Origin of the sequence: Streptomyces sp. NPDC059534 (assembly GCF_042743475.1) — a bacterium.
GTDB lineage: Bacteria > Actinomycetota > Actinomycetes > Streptomycetales > Streptomycetaceae > Streptomyces.
In genome coordinates this window covers 111,386-135,805 of sequence record NZ_JBHWAQ010000013.1, presented here as the reverse complement: position 1 = coordinate 135,805, position 24,420 = coordinate 111,386, and the positions used below count along the sequence as shown (strand labels likewise).

Genomic DNA, 24,420 nt, shown 5'->3' with positions numbered 1-24,420 from the left:
ATCGCCGATCCGTTCGTGGCGGGACGGGATATCGTGCGACGGTGATCGGGCGGAGGAGGCGTGTGGAGCAGCGGGTGGACGTGCACAGGGTGCGGGTGGACGGCGGCGAGGTGAGGGTCGTCCGGGCGGCACCGGCGCCGGGGCGGCTGGTGCTGCGCGACACGGGGCACTGGCTGTCGATGTACGCCGACCCGGAGGGGGCGGAGCGGCTCGCCGCTCTGTGGGAGCTGGCCGCCCGGTCGTCGCGGTCGCTGGTCCATGTGCCGATGCGGGCCGAGGCGGCGCCCGAGGGTGTCGACGGTGAGGGGGTGTCGGTCGCGCTGGATCTGGTGCTGGTCCACCACAGCCTGCAGTTCCTGACGGCCTCGTGGAAGCGGGTCCGGGCGGGGCTGGGCGCGGGGCGGCCGCAGGTCGCCTCCACTCCGGACACGTACCTTCCCGACGAGGACACGGTCGATCACGGGCGCAGGTACCACCGGACGTACCGGGATCACCTCGGGTTCGACATCGCCGCCCACACGCTGTTCGTCGTGGGCAGTGCCACCGCGTTCCGCGACCACGGCACCGTGCTGCGCCGGCTCGTGGACGAGGCCCCGTCCCACCGTCGACGTCATCCCTCCGCCGGTCACTACTGCGTCGAGTTCACCTCCGGGCCCTGGTCGCGGCCGCGGACGCGCCGGCACGTACCCGGCAGCCTGCACATCCAGTACTGCGAGACCTGGCGCGGCTGACCGTCACGCTCCGGGATCCAGTGCCGGGAGCAACCGGGACTCCTCGTAGGCGAAGTGCTCCTCCAGGCGCGTGGCGAGGCGGTCGACCTCGGGACGGAGGGTCGCCGGGGTGGCGCCGGAGCCGAGCAGGGACTCCAGTTCGTCGACCGCGCGGGCGACGACGCGGTGCTCCCGGCGCATGCGGTCCAGGGAGTCGGAGAGGCCGGGGAACTGCCGCTCCAGGAGGTCGAAGACGGAGTCCTCGTTGTGGTGGTGGGCGTGGAGCGCGCCGCACAGGGTGAGGCAGTGGCGGGCCAGTCGCCGCCCGAGGGTCGGCGCCGGGGATGCCAGGCCGTCGCGCAGGGCGGCGAGTTCGGAGCGGAGCTCGTCGTGGACCTTGACCAGATGGGCGGCGACGGCCCGGAGGCGGGCCGGGTCGGCGAGGTCCGTGCGGTGCAGGGCGACGACGGGGATGAGGCGGTCCGTGGCGGCCCGGTAGGCGGCGAACGCGGGGTCCCGTGCGCATTGCTCCGCGAAGAGGCGGTCGCGCTCCTCGCCCTCCGTCACTACCGCCGTCGCCGCGAAACGCTCCACGGTTCCCTCGGGGGTGCCGAGCTCGACGTTCACCTGGGCGTCGGCGCGGAGGTTGTGGAACCAGGCGGGGTGGCGCGGCCCGCCGGCGTTCGACGCGTAGACGAGGAGCCTGGCCCCGTCGCGCGTGAACACGGCGGGGGTGGTGTGCGCCCGCCCGCTGCGGGCGCCGGTCGTCGTGAGGAGGAGTAAGGAGGCGCCTTCGAACATGCCGCCCACGCGGCCGCCGTGGGCGCGGAACTCCTCGATGACCTGCTGGTTGAACCCGGACATGGCTGTGCCCTTCGATAGCATCGATCCCGGCGGATCCATTTGCTTTGAAAGCAAAGCTAAAAGGGAGGGTGCAGGGTGTCAACCGCACGCGAGGGGGACGAGCGCACAGGCGTGCCCGAGACCGGCGCCGGACCGGACGTCGACGACGCCGTCCGTACGCTGCTGCTGCTCATGCCCCGGATGGTCGGACGGGTCAAGCGCATCCGGATCCCCGACGAGTTGCAGTCGCTCACCCTCGCCCCCCGTCACCTCTCCCTCCTCGCCTACCTGCTGTTCGACGGGCCCCTCGGCGTCAACGAGCTCGCGGCCCGGCTGGAGGTCGCCCCGACCACCGTGAGCCTGATGGTCGGCGACCTCGCCAAGAAGGGCGTCCTGGAGCGCGCCGAGGATCCCGCCGACCGCCGGCGGAAGATCGTCTCCATCGCCGACGCCCACCGCCCCGCCATCGACGGCTGGCTCGGCCGCAGCGCCGGCGCCTGGCGCGCCGCCCTCGGCCCCCTCAGCCCCGCCGAACGCAGGATGTTCGTCGACACCCTCGCCGCGTACGAACACGGGCTCGCCGACCACGACGACTGAACGAGCCCGGCGGGACCGGAGCCGTGTTCGGCCCGTGCCGGTGCGGGCCCGCGCGCGGCGCGTGAGGAGAGGCCGGGCCCGTTCCGGGCGTCGGCGGACGCGATCACCGACCGTCACGCCGGACGCGCGGAAGAGGCCGGCCCGCCGGAGAGGGACTCCGGTGGGCCGGCCCGCCGACCGCCTGGGGCAGAATGCCCACCGGCGGCCGCGGAGGAGGCCGGGGCGACGGTCGGGACGGAGACGGGGATGGCGGCAGGGACGGAGGACCGGCACGTCGACGTGCTGGTCATCGGCGCGGGACTGTCGGGCATCGGCGCCGGCTGTCATCTGCTCGCCGGGAACCCGGGCGCCACGTTCGTGATCCTGGAGCGGCGCGCCGCGGTCGGCGGGACCTGGGACCTGTTCCGCTACCCCGGGGTCCGCTCCGACTCGGACATGTCCACCTACGGCTACCGGTTCCGCCCCTGGCACGGCACCAAGGTGCTCGCCGAGGGCGACGTCATCCGCCGCTACCTCCGGGAGACGGCCGACGCGCACGGCGTCTCCGAGCGCATCCGCTTCGGCCGCCGGGTCGTCCGGGCGGACTGGTCGAGCGAGGAGGGGCGCTGGACGGTCGAGTCCGTCGACGAGTCCACCGGGGCGACCGAGGTCCGCACGGCCCGCTTCCTCGTCGGCGCCACGGGCTACTACGACTACGACGCGGGCCACCGCCCGGAGTTCCCCGGTGAGGGGGACTTCGGGGGGATCGTCGTGCACCCGCAGCACTGGCCCGACGACCTCGACCACACGGGCAAGCGCGTGGTCGTCATCGGCAGCGGCGCCACGGCCGTCACCCTGGTCCCCGCGATGGCCGACGCCGCCGCGCACGTCACCATGGTCCAGCGCTCACCCTCGTACGTGCTGACCCTCCCGGAGGACGACCCCTTCTCGCTGCTCCTGCGCGGGCTGGGCGTCCCGGCCGGGCTCGTCCAGCGGCTGGGGCGGGCCCGCAACATCGTGCTGCAGCGCGGTCTGTACGCCCTGTGCCGCAGGGCTCCCCGCCTCATGCGCAAGGCGCTGCTGCATGCCGTGCGGGCGCAGCTCGGCGACCGTGTCGACATGCGGCACTTCACTCCCGCGTACAAGCCGTGGGACGAGCGGCTGTGCGCCGTGCCCGGCGGCGACCTCTTCGCCGCGCTGAGGAGCGGCCGGGCGTCGGTCGTCACCGACCGGATCGAGACGTTCACCGGGTCGGGCGTCAGGGTCTCCTCCGGCGAGGAGATCCCGGCCGACATCGTGGTCACGGCGACCGGCCTGCGGATGCGGCTCGCGGGCGGCGTGGAGCTGTCGGTCGACGGGGAGCCCGTCGTCCTGCGCGACCGGCTCCTCTACAAGGGCGTGATGCTCGACGGCGTGCCGAACCTGGCGATGGTCATCGGCTACACCAACGCCTCCTGGACGCTCAAGGCCGATCTCGCCTGCGCGTACGTCGGCAGGCTGCTCGCGCACATGGACCGGCGCGGTCTCACGGTCGTGACCCCCGTGGCCACCGCGGCCGACCGCTCGCCGGTGTCCGTCCTGGGCGCGTCGCTGACGTCCGGTTACGTCGTCCGCGCCGACGCGGTCATGCCCCGGCAGGGCACCCGGGGCCCGTGGCGCTTCAGGAACGACTACTTCCACGACCGCCGCGCCCTGCGCCGCGCCCCGATCGAGGACCCCGTACTCCGGTTCCGATGACCGATTGATGCCCATGGGGGCGTAGTTGCGGGGCCGCCCGCGGAAGTGGTGCCGTCCCAGGGCTTGTCAGTGCAATTTCACATTACTATGTTACAGCGCACGCGGCCCGATGAACTTCTGTCATACGCCGTGCGAACCAGACCAGTTCGCCTTGCCATCCCCGCCCCACCCCCCTCAACAGCAGGAGTTCCGTTGTCCCTCCACAGACGTGCGCGCTCGTCCCTGCTCGCCTCCGCCGTCGCGGTGACCCTCATGACCTCCCTCGGCCAGGCCGGCGTCGCCGCCGCGATCGCGGACGAGCACCCCGCCCCGGCCCCCGCGCTCGGCGCCCCGGCGCCGCAGGCGCAGACCGGCGCCAACCCGTTCGACGAGGTCGAGCACCTGGGCTCCGCGCCCCGGAAGGTCTTCGGGCCCGCACCCGCCCCCGGCGGCCTCGCCACCGGCCGAGTGCCCGGCCGCGCCCCGGCCGTCGCCGCCACCGCCGCGCGGAAGTTCGCCGCCTCGGCCTCGGCCTCGGCCACCGCCACTGGAGCCGCCGACACGACGACGGCCGGCGTCCCGTGCACCCTCGACGGGATCACCGGCCTCGCTCCGGAGCAGTTCGCCGACTTCCTCGCCGACCCGGCGGTCACCGCCGACGGCTGTCTGCGCGGCCTCATCTGGACCTGGGACGCCCGCCTCGCCCCCGTGATGTCCGACGCCCACGTCCAGGCCGTCTCCCGCCGGATATCGAGCCTGTCCGCCTCCCACGACGGACGGAACTCCTCGCACCTGGAGGAGATGTTCACCTACCTGCACGCCGTCGCCTACCACGACTACGCGCGCGGCGAGATCGACGTCACCGACGCGCCCACCGTGAACGCGATGCGGCAGGCCGTCGCCGACTTCGGCGCCGCCCCCCGCACCTTCGACGTCACGCGGACCAACGCGAACACCCTGCGCGAGGCGCTCAACGCCGCCAGCGCGCCCGGCCTGCGCCAGCACCAGCTCGGCCTGATCAAGCAGGTCCTGGCCACCATGGACGCCTCGCACACCGCCACGAACACCGACCCGGCCTGGGCGGGCGCCGCGCTCGGCGCGCTGTCCGTCAACTACCTGGGCGTCTACCCGGGCAACCGGGACACCGCCTTCCACGCGGCCGTGGCCGCCGACCCGGCGTACCGCGCGGCCTTCAAGGTCTTCGCGGGCTACGGGCACCTGAAGGGCACCGCCAACAGCTGGGTCGCCCGTGACGCCCTCAGCGAGTACGGCCGCTTCGGCCAGGTGGCCGGCCTCACGGACGGGATCGTGGCCGACCTCGGCGTCCTGCTCACCACGGCCGTGAACACCTTCGGGCGGGGCAGCGAGCAGTGGGCCAAGGTGGTCTCCTGGCTCAACTTCTACGAGGCGTGCAAGCCGTACGGCGTGTGCAAGGAGGACATCGAGAAGCAGCTCTTCACGAACACGTACACCTACGACAACGGCGCCATCAAGGTCCGCACCGGGCTCGACCGGGCCACCGTCGACCAGCTCTACTACGCGAGCAAGCAGGTCAAGGCGCAGTACCACCGCGTGCTCGGCACCGAGCAGCCGCTCGCCGGCGACCCGAACACCACCCTGAACATCGTGCTGTACGCGTCCCGCGCGGACTACGAGAACTACCACCCCATCCTGACCGGCATGGGCACCAACAACGGCGGCGTCTACATCGAGCGCGGCGCCACCTTCTACACCTACCAGCGCCGCGTCCCGCAGGACTCCTCGCTGACGCTCGAAGAGCTGTTCCGCCACGAGTACACCCACTACCTCAACGGCCGGTACGCCGTCCCCGGCTTCTTCGGCGAGGGCCCCTGGTACCAGGGCGACCGCACCACCGCCATGGACGAGGGCACCGCCGAGTTCTTCGACGGAGCCACCCGCGACAACGGCATCGCCGTCCGCAAGTCCCTGGTCCGCGGTGTCATCAACGACACGGCCGGCGGCGGCCCGCGGATGAGCGTGCGCCGGCTCCTGCACGCCACCTACGACGGCGACGGCTTCCGCTTCTACAACTACGCGGGCACCTTCTTCGAGTTCCTGTGGACCGAGCGGCCCTCCCTGCTCCGCGAGATGTACACCCACCTGCGGAACAACGACGTGACCGCGTACGACGCCTGGCGCGAGCGGCTGAGCGCCGACGCCGGCCTCCAGCAGGCGTACGACCGCTTCCTGGACGCGCAGATCGCCAAGGTCGACACGCTGTACGTGCCGAACACCACGTACACGGCCAACGGCTACCTGCGCGACGTGGACGTCTCCGCCGTCCGGGCCGCCTTCGCCGGCGCCACCTCCAACAGCCCCGACTGCGTGGAGGCGGGCGAGTACGGCAAGCGCCGCTTCGTCTGCACCGGCCGGATCACCGCCAACCTGTCGGACGCCAACAACGCGGACAAGGTCTTCAAGGACATGTCCGAGACCGTCGACTACTTCATCCTCGACCGGGCGGGCGCCGCCTCCAACAACCTCGCCGACATGAACTGTTCCTTCGGCACCGTCGACATCTGGGCCAACCGGGTCGCCGGCACGTCGAGCTTCACCTGCGAAGGCCCCCTGCGCAGCTGATCCCCGCCGTCCGGGCCGGCCCCGCCCACGGGGGGAGGGGCCGGCCCGGCCTCCGTTTCCCCGACGGCCTTCCCCGACGCCACCGGCGTCGCGGAGGGCCGTCTCCGAACGTTCCCCCGAAACCGCACCCCGGAGGCAGTACCTTGAGCACCACCCCACGCCCCGTCCGCACCACCGACTACCACGCCGCGGGCGAACCCTTCCGGATCGTCGACCAGGACCTCCCGCCGATCCCCGGCGACACCGTCGCCGAACGCCGCGCCACCGTGATCGGCGCCGGCGGGACCGCCACGGACCCGCGCCGGGGGCCGCTCGACGACCTGCGGCGCCTGCTCGTCCGGGAACCCCGCGGCCACGCGGGCATGTACGGGGGCTTCGTCGTGCCGGCCGACGACGACGGCGCCCACTTCGGCGTGCTGTTCTGGCACAAGGACGGCTACTCCACCGCGTGCGGCCACGGCACCATGGCCCTCGGTGCCTGGGCCGTCGACACCGGGCGCGTCCCGGCCCCCGACGACGGCGACGTCGCCGTGCGCATCGACGTGCCCTCGGGGCGCGTCACCGCGACCGTGCACCGCCGGGGCGGCCGCACCACCGGAGTCACCTTCCGCAACATCCCGACCGTCGTCATCGCCCGCAAGGTCCCCGTGACCGCCTCCTTCGGAGCCGTCGAGGTCGACCTCGCCCACTCCGGCGCCTGCTACGCCTCCGTCCCCGCGCGGGCCCTCGGCCTCGACACCACCCGGCACTCCCTGCCCGCGCTCGTCCGCGCCGGGCGGGAGATCCGCGCCGCGTTCCCGGAGCACGAGGTGTACGGCGTCATCCTGCACGAGGACCTGCCCGACACCCCCGACGGTCCGCACCAGCGCAACGTCACCGTCTTCGCCGACGGGCAGATCGACCGCTCGCCCTGCGGATCCGGCACCTCCGCCCGCCTCGTCCTGCTCGCCGAGGACGGGCGCCTCGCCCCGGGGGCCACCCTCACGCACGAGTCGGTCGCCGGCACCGTCTTCACCGGCCGGCTGCTGCCCGGCGGCGTCACCGAGGTCACCGGCAGCGCGCACCGCACCGGCACCCACACCTTCGTCCTCGACCCCCATGACGACCTGGGGACGGGATTCGCGCTGTGACCGGGCTGCTCCAGATCGACGCCGCGACCATGAGCCGCCTGCTCACCCCGGCGGCGACGGCCGACGTGCTCGCCGACGTCCTGCGCGCCGGATTCGACCCCGAGGCCGCACCGCACCGCACCGCCCTCCCCGTCCCGGCCGGCGAACTCCTCCTCATGCCCGCCGCCTTCGGCGCGTACGCCGGAGTGAAGATCGCGGGCGTGGCCCCCGGCAACCCCGCCCTCGGCCTGCCCCGCATCACCGGCTCCTACCTGCTGCTCGACGGTGCGAACCTGCGGCCGCTCGCCCTCCTCGACGGCGCGGCCCTCACCGAGCTGCGCACCCCGGCCGTCTCCGCGCTCGCCGTACGCCGTCTGACGCCGGATGACAGGCCGCTGCGCCTCGTGCTCTTCGGCACCGGTCCCCAGGCGTACGGCCATCTGGAGGCGGTCCTCGCGGCCCGCGAGCTCGCCGGGGCGGTCGTCGTCGGGCGCAACGCGATCGGCGCGCGCGCACTCGCCGGATACGCCCGGAGCCTCGGCGTCCCCGCCCGCGCCGGGACACCCCAGGACGTGGCCGAGGCCGACCTCGTCGTCTGCTGCACCACGGCCCGTGAGCCCCTCTTCGACGGAGCCCTGGTGGCGCCCGGCGCCACCGTCGTCGCGGTCGGCTCGCACGAGCCGGCCGCCCGGGAGACGGACACCGTGCTGGTGGCCCGCTCCGAGGTGTACGTCGAGGCACGCGCCGCGGCGCTGCGCGAGGCCGGGGACCTGCTCGTCCCGACGGCCGAGGGCGCGATCGGGGCGGACCACATCGCGGGCGGCCTCGCCGAGCTGGTGACCGGCCTCCGCACCCCGGCGGCCGACCGGCCGCGCTTCTTCAAGAGCGTCGGCATGGCCTGGGAGGACCTCGCCGTGGCCGGCGCCCTGTACGAGGCGGCCGTCGCGGGGACCTGACACGTCCACGCGGAACGCCCCGGCCCCGCAACCGCGGGACCGGGGCGATCGGCATGCTCAGGCGTCCCCGGGGAAGTGGCAGGCGACCTGCCGGGCCTCGCCGGGGGCGGCGATCCGCAGCAGCGGTGCCTCGGTCCGGCAGATCTCCCGGGCCTTGGGGCAGCGCGGGTGGAAGGTGCAGCCCGGCGGAGGAGCGGCCGGACTCGGCGGGTCGCCGAGCAGCGTGATCCGCTCCCGGGCCCGCTCGGCCGCGGGGTCGGGCAACGGCACGGCCGACAGCAGCGCCCGCGTGTACGGGTGGGCGGGAGCCGCGTACACCCGTTCCTTGGCGCCGATCTCCACGATCCGGCCGAGGTACATCACGGCGACCCGGTCGCAGACCCGTTTCACCACCGACAGGTCGTGGGCGATGAAGAGATAGGCGAGCCCGAGTTCGCGCTGGAGCCGTTCCAGCAGGTTGACGATCTGCGCCTGCACCGAGACGTCCAGGGCGGAGACCGGCTCGTCGGCGACGACGAGCCGGGGGCCGGTGGCCAGCGCGCGGGCGATGCCGATGCGCTGGGCCTGGCCGCCCGAGAACTCGTGCGGATAGCGGTCGACGTGCTCCGGGATGAGCCCGACGAGCTCCATCAGCTCCACGGCCCGCCGGCGCGCATCGGCCTTCGAACTCCCCTGGACGAGCAGCGGATCGGAGATGATCCGGGCCACCGACTGGCGCGGATTGAGCGAGGAGTGCGGGTCCTGGAAGACCATCTGTATCTCGCGCCGCAGGGGCTTGAGGGCCCGCTGTGAGAGATGGGTGACGTCCTGGCCCGCGTAGGTGACGGAGCCCGAGGTCGGCTCCAGGAGCCGCACGATCATGCGGCCGGTGGTCGACTTGCCGCAGCCGGATTCGCCGACCAGGCCCAGGGTCTCGCCCTCGGCCAGGTCGAAGCCGATGCCGTCGACGGCCCGGACTGGTGCCGAACGGCGGCGCCCGGGAAAGGACATGGCCAGGTCGCGCACCCGCAGCAGCGGCGGCTCGGCGGCGTCGTCAGGCGCGGGCGCCGGGTGCGGCAGTGCCGCGTGGGCGGTGGTCATGAGTCGACCTCTTCGTACGGGGAAGGCGCGGCTGACAGCGCCGGAGACGGGAAGTGGCAGGCGGCGGAGTGGCCTTCGGGGCCGCCGAGCCGGGGGCGCTCGTTCGCGCACCGCGCCCGCTCCTCCTCGGTGCCGGCGGCGGCCCGCGCGCAGCGCGGGGCGAAGGCGCAGCCGGGCGCCGGGTCGAGGAGCGACGGCGGGCTGCCGGGGATCGCCCGCAGCGGTACGCCGTCGGGGTCGTCGAGCCGGGGCAGCGAGTCGAGCAGCCCGCGCGTGTACGGGTGTGCCGGCGCGGCGAACAGGGCGTCCACCGGGGCCTGTTCGGCGGCCCTCCCGCCGTACATCACGAGCACCTCGTGGGCGACCCGGGCCACCACGCCGAGGTCGTGCGTGATCATCACGACGGAGAGCCGCCGTTCCCGCTGGAGCCGGGCCAGCAGGTCGAGGATCTGGGCCTGCACGGTGACGTCGAGCGCGGTGGTCGGCTCGTCGGCGATGAGCAGGTCCGGTTCGCAGACCAGCGCCATCGCGATCATCACCCGCTGGCGCATGCCGCCGGAGAACTGGTGCGGGTACTCGCCCGCCCGGCGCTTCGGCTCCGGGATGCCGACCTCGGCGAGCGCCTCGACTGCGCGGGCGCGGGCGGTGGCCCGCCGGGAGCCGAAGTGCACCCGGTGGTGCTCGGCGACCTGCTCGCCGACCGTGTAGTACGGGTGGAGGCTGGACAGCGGGTCCTGGAAGATCATCGCCATCCGCCGGCCGCGCAGCCGGTTGAGTTCGCGGTCCGGCAGACCGACGAGCTCGCGCCCGTCGAGCGAGACGGAGCCGGAGACCTCGGCGCCGGTGTGCAGGCCCATGACGGCGAGCGAGGTCACGGACTTGCCGGAGCCGGACTCGCCGACGATGCCGAGGGTGCCCCCGTGCGGCACGTCGAAGGAGAGGGAGTCCACGGCCCGGACGGGGCCGCGCGGGGTCGGGAAGGTGACCGTGAGGTCGCGGACCCGCAGCAGGGGTTCCGGTGCGGCCATCAGTACCTCACTCGCGGGTCGACGACGGCGTACAGCAGGTCGACGGCCAGGTTGGCGACGACGATGAAGGTGGCGGCGAGCAGTGTCACCCCGAGGATGACGGGCTGGTCGCCGGTGCTGAGGGCGCCGTAGAAGAGGCGCCCGATGCCGGGGAGTCCGAAGAGGGACTCGGTGATGACGGCGCCCGCGAGGAGCCCGCCGAGGTCCATGCCGAAGATGGTGAGGATCGGGGTCATGCCGGCCCGCAGACCGTGCTTGACGACGACGGTGCGGCGCGGCAGGCCCTTGGCGCGGGCGGTCCGGATGTACGGCTCCGCCATGGACTCGATCATCGAACCGCGGCTCTGCCGGGCGTACATGGCCGCGTAGAGCACGGCCAGCGCCAGCCAGGGCAGCAGCAGGTTGGAGGCCCAGGACAGCGGGTCGGTGGCGAACGGGACGTACTGCGGGTAGGGCAGCAGTCCGGTGAGCCGGACCAGCCCGTAGATGAGCAGCACCGAGGTGAAGTACACCGGCAGGGAGGCGGCGGCGACCGCGCCGACCATGAGGGCCCGGTCGGTGAGGGTGTCCTTGCGGATCGCGGCCGTGACCCCGGCGGTCAGGCCGAGGGCCAGCCACAGCACGGCGGCGCCGACGGCGAGGGAGGCGGAGACCGGCAGCCGGTCGACGAGCAGGTCCCAGACGCCCTCGCTGTTCTCGTAGGAGTAGCCGAGACAGGGGAAGTCGCAGCGCAGGGCGTACTGGCCGCTGCCCATGGTGCGGCCGGTGAAGATGCCCGTGACGAAGTCGGCGAACTGGCGCCACAGCGGGGCGTCGAGGCCCATGTGGGCGCGGATCGCCTCCAGACGCTCGTCGCTGCACGCCTTGCCGCAGGCCGCGGCGGCCGGGTCGGAGGGCAGCACGTAGAAGATGACGAAGGTGACGGCGGCGATCGCGAGAAGGACGCCGATCACCCCGAGCAGCCGACGGCCGAGGTAGAGGATCACGAACGGCCCCCTCGCGGGTCGAGGATGTCGCGCAGGGCGTCGCCGAGGAGGGTGAACGCGAGCACGGTGAGGAAGAGGCAGACGCTGGGGACGAGGAAGTACATCGGGTCGGTGTCGTAGTAGGCGACGCTCTCCGCGATCATCTGGCCCCAGGACGGGGTCGGCGGGCGGACGCCGACGCCGAGGTAGCTGAGGGCGGCCTCGGTGGCGATCATGCCGGGGATCATCAGCGTGGTGTACGCGATGACGGGTCCGGCGACACCCGGGAGGATGTCGCGGGCGAGGATGCGCCAGGGGCCGGAGCCGCCGACGCGGGCGGCGTCGACGTACTCGCGGTGCTTGAGCGAGAGGGTCTGGCCCCGTACGACCCGGGCGACACCGGGCCAGCCGAAGAGGCCGATGACCAGGATCATGAGGAGCGTCCGGTTGACGTCCCGGGCCACCGACATCATCGCGATCATGAAGATGAGGGACGGGAAGGACATCGTGAGGTCCATCAGCCGGGACAGCACCGTGTCGGTGCGGCCGCCGAAGTAGCCGGCGGCGACGCCGGCGGCGACCCCCGCCACCACGACGATCGCGGTGGCGGCGAAGGCGATGAGCAGCGACACCTGGGCGCCGTGCACGACGCGGGCGAACAGGTCGCGTCCGGTGATGGGTTCGACGCCGAGCCAGTGCTCGGCGGAGACTCCGCCGAGCGGTCCGATCGGCAGTCCGCCGAGGTAGGGGTCGACGGCGGACTTGTCGAACTCCTCCGGGCCCCAGCCGCCGAGCGCGCTGATCAGTGGCGCGGCGACGGTCATCAGGGCGAAGAACGCGACGACGGCGAGGGATGCCTTCAGCGAGGTGCGGCGGTGCAGTTCCGCGCGGACCGAGTGCCAGGCCCCGCTGCCCCCGGACACCGGAGGGAAGGTGGTGGTGAGCGTCATGGGAGGGGCGTCCTTCAGTTCGTGCTCTTCGACGGGTCCTTGAGACCGACGGTCGCGTAGTCGAGCTGGCCGCTCCAGGAGGTGTGCCCGTAGGCTCCTGCGACGTTGGTGCCGATGAGGAGCGTGCGGCGCTTCGAGGCGCCGGGGGCGACCGGGGCCTTGGCGAGGATCTGCCCGTCGAGGTCCTGCCACGCCTTGTTGGCCTGGGCGCCGTCGGACATGGCGGCGATCTCGTCCATCCGCTTCATGGTGGCGTCGTCCTTGAAGAGGGAGTGGTTGCCCGAGTTGCCCTTCACCTTGATGAATCGCCCGTCGAAGACGAAGGGGAGGAAGGTGGAGCCGGACGGGTAGTCGGGGCACCAGCCGGTGTAGACGAGGTCCGTGCGGCTCTTGGTGTCGCCGATGGTGTCGTAGAAGGCGGACGGGTCGACGGTCTCGATGGTCACCTTGATGCCGGCCCGGCCCAGGGACTCCTGGATGGCCTCGGCGATGCGCTTGTCGTTCATGGAGACGGTGAGGCGGGTGGAGAAGCCGTCGGCCTTCCCGGCCTCCTTGAGGAGTTGCTTGGCCTTCTCGACGTCGCCGGAGAGCGGGATCTTCAGCGTGTCGGGCTGCTTGCCGCCGGTGAAGAGGGTGCCGGGCATGGCGGCGGTGGAGGCGTCGACGACGGCCGGGCCGCCGGCGGCGGTGACGATCGCCTCCCGGTCGAGGGCGTACTGCACGGCCTGGCGGACCTTCAGGTCGTCGAAGGGCGCGCGGCCGGTGTGCATCTGGACCATCTCGTTGCAGCTGCTGGACTCGGCGAGCAGCCGGGCCTTCACGTCGGCCTTGGTGAGCACCTTGGAGATGGACTCGGGGCGGAGCTGGGCCCAGGAGACGGCGGAGGCGTCGGTGCCGGAGGAGGCGATCAGACGGTCGTCGATCTGGTTGCCTTTGAGGCCCATGGTGACGACGATCCGGTCCGGGTACGCCTTGCGGACGGAGTCGGTCTTCGGGTCCCAGTGGGTGTTGCGGACCAGGACGAGCTGCTTGTCGCGGGCGTAGGTCTCGACCTTGTACGGGCCCGAGGAGAACGGGCGGCTGTCGTACTGGGGGCCCTTGTCCTGGGACGGCGGCACGGGGGCGAAGGTCGGGAGGGTGGCGGCGAAGGGGAACTCCGCGAAGGACGTGTGGAGTTCGAAGACGATCGTGCGGGCGTCCGGGGTCTTCACCGAGTCGAGGTGCTTGCCCTGGGCCGGGCCCCGGTAGTCCTTGCCGCCGACGAGGTAGCGGGCCGCGTAGTCGGGGCCTCCCGGCAGGTCGGGGGAGAAGGACCGCTCGACGTTGTGCTTGATGTCCTGGGAGGTGATCGGGGTGCCGTCCTCGTACTTCAGGCCGGGCTTGAGGCGGAAGGTCCAGGTCTTGGCGCCGTTGGAGGGGGTGCCGAGGTCCTCGGCGAGGTCGGGGGTCAGCTCGCTGCCCTTGGCACCGGGCTCCGCCGTGTAGGTGACGAGGGTGCGGTAGAGCAGTCGGGTGCCGAAGTCCATGTCCGGCATGACCCAGTTGCGGGCCGGGTCGAGGTGGGTGAAGTCCTGGTTGGACAGGACGGTCAGCGTCCCGCCCCGCTGCGGGGTGCCGCCGACGACCGCGCCGTTGTTGGCGACCGCGGGGTTCTTCCGGTCCCGGGAACCGTCGGACTTCGTGCCGTCGGAACAGCCGGTCGCGCCGAGGGCGAGGGTCGTCACCAAAGCGGTGGCCAAGGTGCACGTGCGCTTGTTCATGGGTGGTCACTCCGGGAGCAGCGGTTCGGACAGCCGGCGACGGCTGGAATGTGACCGGTAACATAGTAATGTGAAATTGCACTGACAAGGTGTCGGGGACTCCGTTACTCATCCGTGTCCGGGAGTCGTCCGGCCGTCCGTGCGACAACTGCGATGCTCGCCTGCGGGGTCTTGGCAACTCCAGTGCCATGTGAAATATTACTGCCGTGCCCACGAGAAACACCTCGGATGTCATCGTCGTCGGCGCCGGCGTCGTCGGCGCGGCCTGCGCCCACTACGCCGCCCTCGCCGGCCTCTCCGTCACCGTCGTCGACCGCGGTCCCGTCGCCGGCGGGACGACCGGAGCAGGTGAGGGAAACCTCCTGGTCTCCGACAAGGAACCAGGACCCGAACTCGAACTCGCCCTGCTCTCCGCCACGTTGTGGCGCGAGCTGGCCGACCTGCTCCCGCCGCAGGTCGAGTACGAGGCCAAGGGGGGCCTCGTCGTCGCCTCGGGCGAGACCGGGCTCGGGGCCCTGCGGGAGTTCGCGGCCCGCCAGGAGAAGGCGGGCGTCACCGCCCAGGAGGTCCCCGGGGACCGGCTCCACGATCTGGAGCCCCACCTCGCTCCCGGTTCGGCAGGGGGTTTCCTCTATCCGCAGGACGCCCAGGTGATGCCCGCCCACGCCGCAGCCCGACTGCTGCGCGCCCGCCGCGACCGGATCCGGCTGCGCCTCGGCGAGGAGGTCACCGGCCTGCTCACCGGCCCGGCCGGCGACCTCCGCGGCGTCCGGACCACCGCCGGCGACCTCCACGCCCCCTTCGTCGTCAACGCCGCCGGAACCTGGGGCGGCGCCCTCGCCGAACTCGCCGGCGTCCACCTGCCCGTCCTGCCCCGCAGGGGCTTCGTCCTCGTCACCGAACCACTGCCGCGCGTGGTGCGGCACAAGGTGTACGCCGCCGACTACGTCGCGGACGTCGCCAGCGGCTCCGCCGCCCTCCAGACCTCGGCGGTCGTCGAGGGCACCCCGGCCGGCCCGGTCCTCATCGGCGCCAGCCGCGAGCGCGTGGGCTTCGACCGGACGCTCTCCACCGAAGTCCTGCGCCGCCTCGCCGCCGGCGCCACCGCGCTCTTCCCGGTCCTCGGCACCGTGCGGGCGATGCGGACCTACCTCGGCTTCCGCCCCTACCTGCCGGACCACCTGCCCGCGATCGGACCCGACCCGCGCGTCCCCGGACTGCTGCACGCCTGCGGTCACGAGGGGGCCGGAATCGGCCTCGCCCCGGTGACCGGGCTGATCATCGCGGCCTGCCTGACCGGCGGCGAACCGCCGCTCGACATCCACCCGTTCCGGCCCGACCGGTTCGCCCCGCCCGCGCGCTGAGGCGCACACCGTCACGAGAGGAGGGCCCGTGGCCCGCACCCCCGCCGACCTCGTCGGCGCACAGCCCGATCCGCCGTTCGAGATCACCTTCGACGGCCGGACGATCACCGCCCTGCCGGGCCAGACCGTCGCCGCCGCCCTCTGGGGCGCCGGCATCCTCGCCTGGCGCACCACCCGGGACGGCGGCCGCCCGCGCGGCGCCTTCTGCGGCATCGGGCAGTGCTACGACTGCCTCGCCACCGTCAACGGCGAACCCAACCGCCGCGCCTGCCTGGTCCCCGCCCGCCCCGGCGACGCGATCACCACCCAGGAAGGACACGGCCATGACCGCCTCGCCGTCTGAACGGGACGCGTCCGGCGCACCGGAAGCCTCCGGTGGCCTGTACGACCTCGCGGTCGTCGGCGCGGGCTCCGCGGGACTCGCCGGAGCCGTCACCGCCGCCGAACTCGGACTCTCCGTGGCCCTGCTCGACGCCTCCCCGCAGACCGGCGGGCAGTTCTACCGCCACCCTGCGCCCGCACTGGGGGCCGTGCGGCCCGAGGCCCTGCACCACGACTGGTCCGCCTTCTCCGACCTGCGCCGACGCCTGGGCGGAAGCGGCGTCGCCCATCTGGCCGGGCACCACGTCTGGTCCACGGTCCGCGAGGCCGACGGGACGTGGACGGTGCACGCGGTCACCGGTCCCGACGGCGCCGCCGAGCGGCCCGCCCGCGTCCGGGCCCGCGCGCTGCTCCTCGCCACCGGGGCGTACGAGCGTCAACTGCCCTTTCCCGGCTGGACCCTGCCCGGCGTCGTGGGCGCCGGGGGAGCGCAGGCCATGCTCAAGTCCGGCCTCGTCCTGCCCGGCCGCCGCGTCGTCGTGGCCGGCAGCGGTCCCCTGCTGCTCGCCGTCGCCTCGTCGCTCGCCGCCGCCGGGGCGCGCGTGCCGGCGGTCGTCGAGGCCGCCGGGTACCTGCGGTACGCCCGGGCGCCGCGGGCGCTCGTGACCAACCCCCGCAAGGCGGCCGAGGCCCTGGTGCACGGAGCCGCGCTGCTCCGGCACCGGGTGCGCGTCCTGCCGCGCAGCGCGGTCACCGAGGTGCACGGCACCGACCGGGTGGAGGCCGTCACCGTGAGTCGCCTGGACGTCGACTGGCGCCCCCTGCCGGGGACCGGCCGCCGCATCGCCTGCGACGCGCTGGCCGTCGGGCACGGTCTCGTGCCGCAGATCGAACTGGCCACCGCCCTCGGCTGCGCCACCCGGCCCCTGCCCGACGGGACCCTGGGCCTGGCCCTGGACGACCTCCAGGAGACGTCGGTGCCCGGGCTGTGGGCGGCGGGCGAGACCGGTGGGGTGGGGGGCGCGGAACTCGCCCGCGCCGAAGGTGAGCTGGCCGCTCGCGCGATCGCCGGACGGCTGCGGGCGCCGGCGGCCCCGGGCCGGATCGCCGGACTCCGCCGCCGGCGGGACCGGATGCGCGCCTTCGCCGACGTGATGTCCGCGGCCCATGCTCCCGGCGCCGGCTGGTCCGCGTGGCTGAGCGACGACACGGACGTCTGCCGCTGCGAGGAGGTTTCCGCGGGGTGCGTCCGCGAGGCGGTCGCCGACCTCGGGGCGCGGGACGCGCGGACGGTCAAGCTCCTGACCCGGGCGGGCATGGGCTGGTGCCAGGGGCGGATGTGCGGGACGGCCGTCGCCTGCCTGGCCGCGCCCGGCGCCGCCGCCGAACCACCGGCCGAGCGCCGCCCGTTCGCCGTCCCCGTCCCGCTCGCGGTGCTCGCCGCGCTCGAAGAGCCGGCCGGGCCGGGCGCCCCGCCCTCCGAAGCCCCCTGACCTGATCCCGGGGGAGGGCCCGTGTGGGCTCTCTTCAGCTCTCTGTAAAATGTCACATATCATAGAAAGGTAGCCTCGACATGGCCACCACCTGGACCACCGACCGACCCTGGCGCGGCATCATGGTCGCCACCACCCTCCCCTTCCGCGAGGACCTCTCCGTCGACTACGACGCCTACGCCGAGCACGTCGCCTGGCTCATCGCCAACGGCTGCGACGGGGTCGTCCCGAACGGCTCCCTCGGCGAGTACCAGACCCTCACCGACGAGGAGCGCGCCCAGGTCGTCCGCACCGCCGTCGCGGCCGCCGGGGACGGGGCCCGCGTCATGCCCGGCGTCGCCGCCTACGGCAGCGCCGAGTCCCGCCGCTGGGCCGAGCAGGCCGCCGAGGCCGGCGCCGGATCGGTCCTCCTCCTGCCGCCGAACACCTACCGCGCCGAACCGGAGGCCGTGCGCGCCCACTACGCCGAGGTCGCCGGCGTCGGCATCCCGATCGTCGCCTACAACAACCCGATCGACACCAAGGTCGACCTCACCCCCGGACTCCTGGCGAGCCTGTACGCCGACGGCAGCATCGTCGCCGTCAAGGAGTTCAGCGGAGACGTCCGCCGCGCCTACGAGATCGCCGAACTCGCCCCCGAACTCGACCTGCTGATCGGCGCCGACGACGTCCTCCTGGAGCTGGCCGTGGCCGGCGCGGTCGGCTGGATCGCCGGCTACCCCAACGCCCTCCCCGTGAGCTGCGCCGAGCTGTACCACGCCGCCGTCGCGGGCGACCTGACCACCGCCGTACCGCTCTACAAGTCCCTGCACTCCCTGCTGCGGTGGGACTCGAAGACGGAGTTCGTCCAGTCCATCAAGCTCTCCATGGACCTCGCCGGCCGCCGGGGCGGGCCCACCCGTCCGCCGCGCCACCCGCTCACCGGGGCGATCGAGGCCGGAGTGCGCACCGCCACCGAGAAGGCCATCGCCGACGGCCACCGCTGACCCCCGGCCCGCGCGGTACGCACGTCGTGAAGCACGCGGCGCGGTACCGCCGCGCCGGGTACGACCGGCACCGCGCGGCCCTTCCCCGACCCGGACGAACCCCTCCCGGAGGCTCCCCCTGTGACCGACGCATTTCCCTTCCTCACGTCCCGGAACCCGGCCGACCCGGCCGACGTGCTCCTGACGATCCCCGCACCCGGTGCCTTCGCCGTCGTCGACACCGTCGAACGGGCCCGCGCCGCCCAGCCCGGCTGGCTGCTCGCGGGGGCCGCCGCCCGCTCCGCCGCCCTCGGCGCGGTCGCCGACGGCATCGAGGCGGCGGCCGCCGAACTGGCCGCCCTCGCCGTGCGCGAGGTCGGCAAGCCGATCGCCGAGGCCACGGCCGAGGTCGCCCGCACGGTCGCCATCTGGCGCTATTACGCCCAGGCCCCGTTCCGGCCCACCGGCGCCGTCCACGAGACCTCGGCGGGAGCCGGGCTGCTGCTCACCCGGCGCCGCCCGCACGGCGTGGCCGGGCTCATCACGCCGTGGAACTTCCCCTTCGCCATCCCGACCTGGAAGGCCGCCCCGGCGCTCGCGGCCGGGAACACGGTCGTCCTCAAACCGGCGCCCGAGGCCACCGCGTGCGCCCAGCGCCTGGCCGAGATCGTCCGGGGCGCGCTGCCCGACGCCGTGTTCACCGTCCTGCCCGGCGGGCCGACCGAGGGCAACGCACTCGTCTCCGCCGCCGACGTCGTCTCCTTCACCGGTTCCACCCCCGTCGGCCGGTCCGTCGCCCGGGCCGCGACCGCCCGGGGCATCCCGGCGCAGGCAGAGATGGGCGGCCTGAACGCGGCGCTCGTGCTGCCCGACGCGGACATCGGGCAGGCGGCCGCCCACATCGCCGCCTCCATCGCCGGGTACGCCGGCCAGAAGTGCACCGCCACCAGCCGTGTCGTCGCGGTCGGTGCCGCGCTCGACCCGCTGCGCGAGGCACTCTCCGAGGCGCTGCGGGCCGTCCCCGTCGGCGATCCCGCCGACCCGGCCACCGTGTGCGGGCCGCTCGTCGACGAGGGCGCCCGCGACCGGATGACCGAGGCGACCCGCGGCCTGTCGGTGCTCGCCGGCGGCACCGTCCCCGACGGGCCCGGCTGGTACGCGGCCCCGACCCTGGTCGAGAAGGTCCCCCCGGGCCACCGGCTGCTGCGCGACGAGGTCTTCGGCCCCGTCGCCTCGCTGCTCGCCGCCGACGACCTGGACCACGCCGTCCGGATCACCAACTCCGTGCCGTACGGCCTGGTCACCTCCGTCCACACGGCCGACCTGAACACCGCGCTGCACGGCCTCGACCTGCTCGACACGGGCATGGTCCGGATCAACGCCCCCTCCACCGGCGTCGACTTCCACCTGCCGTTCGGCGGAGCCAAGGCGTCCAGCCACGGGCCGCGCGAGCAGGGCGCCGCGGCCCTGGGGTTCTACACCTCGGAACGGACGTACACACTGGCACCCGCGGGCCCCGGGGCGTGACATCGTACGGTGGTGATGTCAACCGGAACGAAGGGATCACCACCGTCATGGGGCACCTGACCCAGCGCGACCTCAACGCCTCCCGCGAGCGGCTGCGCGACCAGGTCGCCCATGCCCTGCGCGCCGCCCTGATCTCGGGCGAACTACGGCCCGGGGTGGTGTACTCGGCGCCCACGCTCGCCGAGGACTTCGGTATCTCCGCCACCCCGGTCCGCGAGGCGATGCTCGACCTCGCCCGGGAGGGCCTGGTCGAGCCCGTCCGCAACAAGGGGTTCCGGGTCACCGAGGTCGACGAGCGCGACCTCGACCAGTACAGCGAGATCCGCGCGCTCATCGAGATCCCCACGGTCGGCAGGGTCACCCGCGTCGCCGCCCGCGAGGACCTGGAGGCGCTGCGCCCGGTCGCCGAGGACATCGTGCGCGCGGCCCGCGGACACGACCTCATCGGCTATCTGGAGGCCGACCGGCTGTTCCACCTCACGCTCCTCGGCCTCGCCGGCAACGAACGGCTCGTCGAGACCGTCGGCGATCTACGCAAGCGGTCCCGGCTCTACGGACTCACCGCCCTGGACAAGAGCGGAGACCTCCTCCCGTCGGCCGAGGAGCACCTCGAACTGCTCGACCTCATGCTGGCCGGCGACGCCGAGGGCGCGGAGGCGTGCATGACCCGGCACCTCGGACACGTCCGCTCCCTGTGGGCGAAGGGCGACGACCCGGCCTGACGGGAGGACACCTCCTGGGCCGGGTCCGGGCCACGCGGACCCGTCGGCCACGAAGGCCGAACGAAAGGGGCGAAAGGCCCGATGTGGCAGGATGCGGATCATGAGTTCGAGTGCGACCGCAGTGACACGGCAGTGGACCACCTGGGGGCCGGTGGTGTCGGCGCTTGCCCTGGTCGCGGCCTGGGGCCGCGATCTTCCGGGCTTCGCCGTGGGGCTCATCGCGCTCTGCCTGATCGCCGCCGTCCTCGCGGCGGTGCACCACGCGGAGGTGATCGCGCACCGCGTCGGCGAACCCTACGGCTCGCTCGTCCTGGCGGTGGCCGTCACCGTCATCGAGGTCGGTCTCATCGTCGCCCTCATGGTGGGCGGCGGCGAGAAGACCTCGACCTACGCGCGTGACACCGTGTTCGCCGCCGTCATGATCACCTGCAACGGCATCGTCGGCCTGTCGCTCCTCGTGGCCGCCCTGCGCAACCGCGTCGCGGTCTTCAACGCCGAGGGCTCGGGCGGCGCGCTCGCGACGGTCTGCACCCTCGCCGTGATGACGCTGGTCCTGCCGACGTTCACCACCAGCCACCCCGGCCCCGAGTTCTCCCCGGCGCAGCTCGCCTTCGCCGCGGTCGCCTCGCTCTGCCTGTACGGCGTGTTCGTCGGCGTCCAGACCGTCCGGCACCGCGACTACTTCCTCCCGGTGCCGCGCCCGGGCCACGAGTCGGCGGACGAGCACGCCGACCCGCCGAGCAAGCGGGAGACATGGACCAGCCTGGGCCTGCTCGTGGTCGCCCTGGTCGCCGTCGTCGGCAACGCCAAGCTGATCTCGCCGACCATCGAGGACGGCGTCCAGTCCGCGGGCCTGCCCAAGGCGGTCGTCGGTGTCGCGATCGCCCTGATGGTGCTGCTGCCCGAGACCCTCGCGGCCGTCCGGGCCGCCCGCCGCGACCGCATGCAGACCAGCCTCAACCTCGCGTACGGGTCCGCGATCGCCAGCATCGGCCTGACGATCCCGTCGATCGCGCTCGCCTCGATCTGGCTGTCCGGGCCCCTGGTGCTCGGCCTGGGGCCGCTGCACATGGTCCTGCTCGCCCTCACCGGTGTGGTGAGCGCGCTGACCGTGGTGCCCGGACGAGCCACTCTCCTCCAGGGCGGCGTCCATCTCGTGATCTTCGCCGCCTTCATCTTCCTCTCGATCAGCCCCTGAGGACCCCGGTCACCCCCTGACGAACACCACCCGCAGCGCCGGCGAGCGCAGGATGTCCTTCTCGCAGAACCGGGAGGTCACCCAGCGCTCGCCCGCGTACAGCCGGGTCTGGTCGCTGTAGTGCGGGGACGCGGGGTTCGACGACTGGGAGTACGAGAGCAGGGTGCGGGCCACCGGGCACCGGCTGCCGTCCCAGCCCACCGCCTGGACGTGACTGGTCCCGTGCGCGACCTCCACGTAACCGCCGCCGGCCGCGCTCCACACGGACTCGGTCTTGTTCCAGACGCCCAGCGACTCGGTCCCGCCGCTCACCGGGATCCGCTGCCTGTTCCGTACGACGAACTGGTGGTCCCCGAGCGGGGCGTCCAGCGGGATGCCCGCCGTCCGCAGCTCCGCCACCGCGTCGGCCAGCGCCTTCGCGAAACCCGGCGCAGCCGTGTTCACGGTGCGCGGGGTGCGGACCGGGTCGGCCGCAGAGAACGGCACCAGCCACTGCTGGGCCGAGGGCACCGTCCCGCTGAACTTCCGCCAGAACCGGTCGAAGAGCAGGGCGCCCCGGCTGTCCGTGTTCACCGTCCGGTCCCAGGCCGTGAGCACCCGGCAGGCTTCGGGGTCCTCCGGCAGCGCCGCCGGGCAGGCCGCGGCGACATCGGCCGCCGCCAGGTCGCCGGCCGGCGCCCGGTTGGCGAACTGCTGGCGCTGGAGATCGGCCACCGTGAGCCGGCCGCGCTCCGCCATCGCCGCCACGTCCTCGACACCGCCCCGGGTGCGCATCGAGCGCGGGGTCGCGACCGTGCCGAAGATCCGCTCGTAACCGGTCAGCGGTTGCCCGGCGTTGGTCAGCCAGGCGCTGTCGTTGGAGTTCTCCACGTACGGGGTGTCCCGCAGCACCGGCATCCTGGCCGGGCCGAAGATCCCCGGCTGCACCGCGTCCGGGTCGGAGCCGGGCGCGCAGTCGGAGCGCGAGCCGTCGAGCACCGCGACGCCCGACGCCGGGTAGGTCGCCCGGCCGAGCGGCGTGGAGCAGCGCTGGGCGAGCTCGTCGGTGATCCGGGGAAGGACCTGCGACTGGCTGAAGTACGCGTGCCCGGCCGAGTCGGCCGCGATCGTGTTGACCCACGGCAGACCCTGGGTGCGGCGCAGTGTGTCGGCGACGTCCTGGGTCGAGCGCGCCTTGCCGAAGCCGAGCGCGGTGTCGGAGCCGCGCAGGTTGGCCGCGTTGGGGTCGTTCAGCGCGTACGCCGTGGTCGCGGTCCACGGCAGCGGGAGCTGCGCGCCGAGACCGCCGACGACCGGGCCGTACCGCGTCCACCACTGGGTACGGGTGACGGGGGCGCCGTCCTTCACCGGCACGGTCACCGTGCGCGCGGTCATCCGCTCCGGCAGCCCGTCCACCAGGTAGGAGGTCGGGTCGCCGGGGGAGAGCGTCAGCTGGTGCAGGTTGAGCGGCACGCCGGTGGCGACGGTGTGGCTCCAGGCCACCTTGTCGTTGAAGCCGATGTTCACGACGGCGGTGCCGAGGAGCCCGGCACCCGAGACGTTCAGCTCGCCCGGGATGGTCTGCTGGGACTGCCAGAAGCGCCGGCCGCCCTGCCAGGGATAGTGCGGGTTGCCCAGGAGCAGCCCGCGCCCGCCGGCCGTGGTGGCGCCGGAGAACGCGACGGCGTTCGACCCCATGGTGGCGTTCTCGGCGGCGAACAGCTGCCTGGCCGCCGCGGCGGCGTCGTCCGGATCGGGGACGGCGCCGGAGGCGGGGGCGGGGGCGGGGGCGGCGGGGGGAGCGGCCGGCGGCCGGGCGGCGGTGATGCCGTCCACGGCCCGGCCCTGTCCGCCGAGGACCGAGATCGCGAAGCCGCGGCGGGCCACGTCGAGCGCGCTCACCGGGCGGACCCAGTCGGCGCCCGCGCAGGCCGGGTCGGTGATCCGGTTCTTGCGCAGCCAGGCGTTGTAGCCGGCCGCCCAGCCGCGCATCAGCTCCTTGAGGTCGCGGCTCGGCCCGGCCGGTGCCGGGGTCCGTAGCAGTTCCTCGACGGTCCCCGCGTCCTTCACGCCACGGAAGTACAGGTCGCTGGAGAGGTTGGTGGCGGCGGAGGACAGCGAGCCGTCCGGTGCGGCGTCCGGGCCGAAGTACCGGGAACGCTCGCCGGTGACGGTGAGGAAGCCGTCCGCCAGGACGCAGACCTGGTCGGCCGCCTGCGCCCACCCCGTGCCGAAGCCGAGGTTCGCGTAGTCCTTCGCCACGATGTGCGGGATGCCGTACTCGGTGTACCGGATGACGGCCGACAGGCCGCGGTCGGACGGGTGCCGGCCGCGGTCGCCGGAGTCGGCGGCCGCCGCGCCGGGCAGCGAGGCGGTGACGACGGCGAGGGCCGCGCCGGCGAGCGCCAGGTGTCTCAGACGGGTGCGGAGGTGCAACGTGCCTCCCAACGGATCGATGAGCACTGCGGGTTGGACCATGCACGCAGTTGACCGCCCCCATGTCAACATGCCGTTCGGTATCCGAGGTCCGGGCATGTACGGCTCGCCGCCCGGTACT

20 protein-coding genes are annotated in these 24,420 nt (G+C 73.5%); 13 read left to right on the top strand and 7 right to left on the bottom strand.

The window, feature by feature from the left end; all coding sequences use genetic code 11:
• Nucleotides 1–74 precede the first annotated feature (74 nt).
• On the top strand, nucleotides 75–731 hold the full coding sequence (locus tag ACFVZH_RS17890; RefSeq protein WP_384898292.1) for a hypothetical protein: 657 nt from the start codon (nucleotides 75–77) through the stop codon (nucleotides 729–731).
• 3 nt (nucleotides 732–734) lie between these two features.
• Here ACFVZH_RS17890 and ACFVZH_RS17885 read toward each other — a convergent pair whose 3' ends face one another.
• Nucleotides 735–1,574: a nitroreductase/quinone reductase family protein gene (locus tag ACFVZH_RS17885; protein WP_384898290.1), complete on the bottom strand. Its 840-nt coding sequence runs from the start codon at nucleotides 1,572–1,574 to the stop codon at nucleotides 735–737.
• A gap of 171 nt (nucleotides 1,575–1,745) precedes the next feature.
• Here ACFVZH_RS17885 and ACFVZH_RS17880 point away from each other — a divergent pair, with 171 nt between their 5' ends.
• The 5 genes from ACFVZH_RS17880 (at nucleotide 1,746) to ACFVZH_RS17860 (ending at nucleotide 8,511) form a co-directional block, all read left to right on the top strand.
• The gene (locus ACFVZH_RS17880) at nucleotides 1,746–2,150 is read left to right on the top strand and encodes a MarR family winged helix-turn-helix transcriptional regulator (RefSeq protein ID WP_384898356.1); all 405 of its coding nucleotides are present in this window, start codon (nucleotides 1,746–1,748) and stop codon (nucleotides 2,148–2,150) included.
• Between the two features lie 246 nt (nucleotides 2,151–2,396).
• Nucleotides 2,397–3,866, top strand: a complete 1,470-nt coding sequence (locus tag ACFVZH_RS17875; RefSeq protein ID WP_384898288.1) for a flavin-containing monooxygenase — start codon at nucleotides 2,397–2,399, stop codon at nucleotides 3,864–3,866.
• 192 nt (nucleotides 3,867–4,058) lie between these two features.
• Nucleotides 4,059–6,446 (top strand): collagenase, encoded by a 2,388-nt coding sequence (locus ACFVZH_RS17870; RefSeq protein WP_384898286.1) that lies wholly within the window; start codon nucleotides 4,059–4,061, stop codon nucleotides 6,444–6,446.
• Between the two features lie 143 nt (nucleotides 6,447–6,589).
• Nucleotides 6,590–7,576: a proline racemase family protein gene (locus tag ACFVZH_RS17865; RefSeq protein ID WP_384898285.1), complete on the top strand. Its 987-nt coding sequence runs from the start codon at nucleotides 6,590–6,592 to the stop codon at nucleotides 7,574–7,576.
• 29 nt (nucleotides 7,577–7,605) lie between these two features.
• Complete coding sequence (locus ACFVZH_RS17860; protein ID WP_384898355.1) at nucleotides 7,606–8,511, top strand: ornithine cyclodeaminase family protein; 906 nt, start codon at nucleotides 7,606–7,608, stop codon at nucleotides 8,509–8,511.
• Nucleotides 8,512–8,568: 57 nt separating this feature from the next.
• Here the strand turns inward: ACFVZH_RS17860 and ACFVZH_RS17855 are convergent, their stop codons facing one another.
• Genes ACFVZH_RS17855 through ACFVZH_RS17835 form a run of 5 tightly spaced genes read right to left on the bottom strand, consistent with a single transcriptional unit; the run spans nucleotide 8,569 to nucleotide 14,294 of the window.
• A complete protein-coding gene (locus tag ACFVZH_RS17855; RefSeq protein WP_384898282.1) occupies nucleotides 8,569–9,591 on the bottom strand; it encodes an ABC transporter ATP-binding protein in 1,023 nt (340 codons plus the stop codon).
• Entirely contained in the window at nucleotides 9,588–10,619 is a 1,032-nt protein-coding gene (locus ACFVZH_RS17850; protein WP_384898280.1) for an ABC transporter ATP-binding protein, read from the bottom strand. The genes ACFVZH_RS17855 and ACFVZH_RS17850 overlap by 4 nt, the downstream gene beginning before the upstream one ends.
• The gene (locus tag ACFVZH_RS17845; protein WP_384898278.1) at nucleotides 10,619–11,605 is read right to left on the bottom strand and encodes an ABC transporter permease; all 987 of its coding nucleotides are present in this window, start codon (nucleotides 11,603–11,605) and stop codon (nucleotides 10,619–10,621) included. The genes ACFVZH_RS17850 and ACFVZH_RS17845 overlap by 1 nt, the downstream gene beginning before the upstream one ends.
• Nucleotides 11,602–12,534, bottom strand: coding sequence for an ABC transporter permease (locus ACFVZH_RS17840; protein ID WP_384898276.1), 933 nt, complete (start codon nucleotides 12,532–12,534; stop codon nucleotides 11,602–11,604). Before ACFVZH_RS17840 ends, ACFVZH_RS17845 begins: the two co-directional genes overlap by 4 nt.
• A gap of 14 nt (nucleotides 12,535–12,548) precedes the next feature.
• Complete coding sequence (locus ACFVZH_RS17835; protein ID WP_384898274.1) at nucleotides 12,549–14,294, bottom strand: ABC transporter substrate-binding protein; 1,746 nt, start codon at nucleotides 14,292–14,294, stop codon at nucleotides 12,549–12,551.
• Between the two features lie 206 nt (nucleotides 14,295–14,500).
• Here ACFVZH_RS17835 and ACFVZH_RS17830 point away from each other — a divergent pair, with 206 nt between their 5' ends.
• The 7 genes from ACFVZH_RS17830 to ACFVZH_RS17800 all read left to right on the top strand — a co-directional run bounded on the left by ACFVZH_RS17830 (nucleotide 14,501) and on the right by ACFVZH_RS17800 (nucleotide 21,884).
• A complete protein-coding gene (locus tag ACFVZH_RS17830) occupies nucleotides 14,501–15,658 on the top strand; it encodes an NAD(P)/FAD-dependent oxidoreductase (protein ID WP_384898272.1) in 1,158 nt (385 codons plus the stop codon).
• Nucleotides 15,659–15,686: 28 nt separating this feature from the next.
• Nucleotides 15,687–16,001 (top strand): (2Fe-2S)-binding protein, encoded by a 315-nt coding sequence (locus ACFVZH_RS17825; protein ID WP_384898271.1) that lies wholly within the window; start codon nucleotides 15,687–15,689, stop codon nucleotides 15,999–16,001.
• Entirely contained in the window at nucleotides 15,982–17,472 is a 1,491-nt protein-coding gene (locus tag ACFVZH_RS17820; protein WP_384898269.1) for an FAD-dependent oxidoreductase, read from the top strand. Before ACFVZH_RS17825 ends, ACFVZH_RS17820 begins: the two co-directional genes overlap by 20 nt.
• Nucleotides 17,473–17,552: 80 nt before the next feature.
• On the top strand, nucleotides 17,553–18,458 hold the full coding sequence (locus ACFVZH_RS17815; protein WP_384898267.1) for a dihydrodipicolinate synthase family protein: 906 nt from the start codon (nucleotides 17,553–17,555) through the stop codon (nucleotides 18,456–18,458).
• Nucleotides 18,459–18,578: 120 nt separating this feature from the next.
• Nucleotides 18,579–19,964 (top strand): aldehyde dehydrogenase family protein, encoded by a 1,386-nt coding sequence (locus ACFVZH_RS17810; protein WP_384898265.1) that lies wholly within the window; start codon nucleotides 18,579–18,581, stop codon nucleotides 19,962–19,964.
• A gap of 47 nt (nucleotides 19,965–20,011) precedes the next feature.
• Nucleotides 20,012–20,686 carry a GntR family transcriptional regulator gene (locus ACFVZH_RS17805; protein WP_384898263.1) on the top strand — a complete coding sequence of 225 codons (675 nt, stop codon included), beginning with the start codon at nucleotides 20,012–20,014 and terminating at the stop codon, nucleotides 20,684–20,686.
• Between the two features lie 100 nt (nucleotides 20,687–20,786).
• The gene (locus ACFVZH_RS17800) at nucleotides 20,787–21,884 is read left to right on the top strand and encodes a calcium:proton antiporter (protein ID WP_384898262.1); all 1,098 of its coding nucleotides are present in this window, start codon (nucleotides 20,787–20,789) and stop codon (nucleotides 21,882–21,884) included.
• A gap of 9 nt (nucleotides 21,885–21,893) precedes the next feature.
• Here the strand turns inward: ACFVZH_RS17800 and ACFVZH_RS17795 are convergent, their stop codons facing one another.
• A complete protein-coding gene (locus ACFVZH_RS17795) occupies nucleotides 21,894–24,299 on the bottom strand; it encodes a penicillin acylase family protein (RefSeq protein WP_384898354.1) in 2,406 nt (801 codons plus the stop codon).
• Nucleotides 24,300–24,420 lie beyond the last annotated feature (121 nt).

What these genes read in the sequence shown, in the direction of transcription:
- ACFVZH_RS17885 (WP_384898290.1), bottom strand. Translation starts at nt 1,574, where the DNA reads ATGTCCGGGTTCAACCAGCAGGTCATCGAGGAGTTCCGCGCCCACGGC.
- ACFVZH_RS17880 (WP_384898356.1), top strand. Translation starts at nt 1,746, where the DNA reads ATGCCCCGGATGGTCGGACGGGTCAAGCGCATCCGGATCCCCGACGAG.
- ACFVZH_RS17875 (WP_384898288.1), top strand. Translation starts at nt 2,397, where the DNA reads ATGGCGGCAGGGACGGAGGACCGGCACGTCGACGTGCTGGTCATCGGC.
- ACFVZH_RS17860 (WP_384898355.1), top strand. Translation starts at nt 7,606, where the DNA reads ATGAGCCGCCTGCTCACCCCGGCGGCGACGGCCGACGTGCTCGCCGAC.
- ACFVZH_RS17855 (WP_384898282.1), bottom strand. Translation starts at nt 9,591, where the DNA reads ATGACCACCGCCCACGCGGCACTGCCGCACCCGGCGCCCGCGCCTGAC.
- ACFVZH_RS17850 (WP_384898280.1), bottom strand. Translation starts at nt 10,619, where the DNA reads ATGGCCGCACCGGAACCCCTGCTGCGGGTCCGCGACCTCACGGTCACC.
- ACFVZH_RS17840 (WP_384898276.1), bottom strand. Translation starts at nt 12,534, where the DNA reads ATGACGCTCACCACCACCTTCCCTCCGGTGTCCGGGGGCAGCGGGGCC.
- ACFVZH_RS17835 (WP_384898274.1), bottom strand. Translation starts at nt 14,294, where the DNA reads ATGAACAAGCGCACGTGCACCTTGGCCACCGCTTTGGTGACGACCCTC.
- ACFVZH_RS17820 (WP_384898269.1), top strand. Translation starts at nt 15,982, where the DNA reads ATGACCGCCTCGCCGTCTGAACGGGACGCGTCCGGCGCACCGGAAGCC.
- ACFVZH_RS17815 (WP_384898267.1), top strand. Translation starts at nt 17,553, where the DNA reads ATGGCCACCACCTGGACCACCGACCGACCCTGGCGCGGCATCATGGTC.
- ACFVZH_RS17805 (WP_384898263.1), top strand. Translation starts at nt 20,012, where the DNA reads ATGGGGCACCTGACCCAGCGCGACCTCAACGCCTCCCGCGAGCGGCTG.
- ACFVZH_RS17800 (WP_384898262.1), top strand. Translation starts at nt 20,787, where the DNA reads ATGAGTTCGAGTGCGACCGCAGTGACACGGCAGTGGACCACCTGGGGG.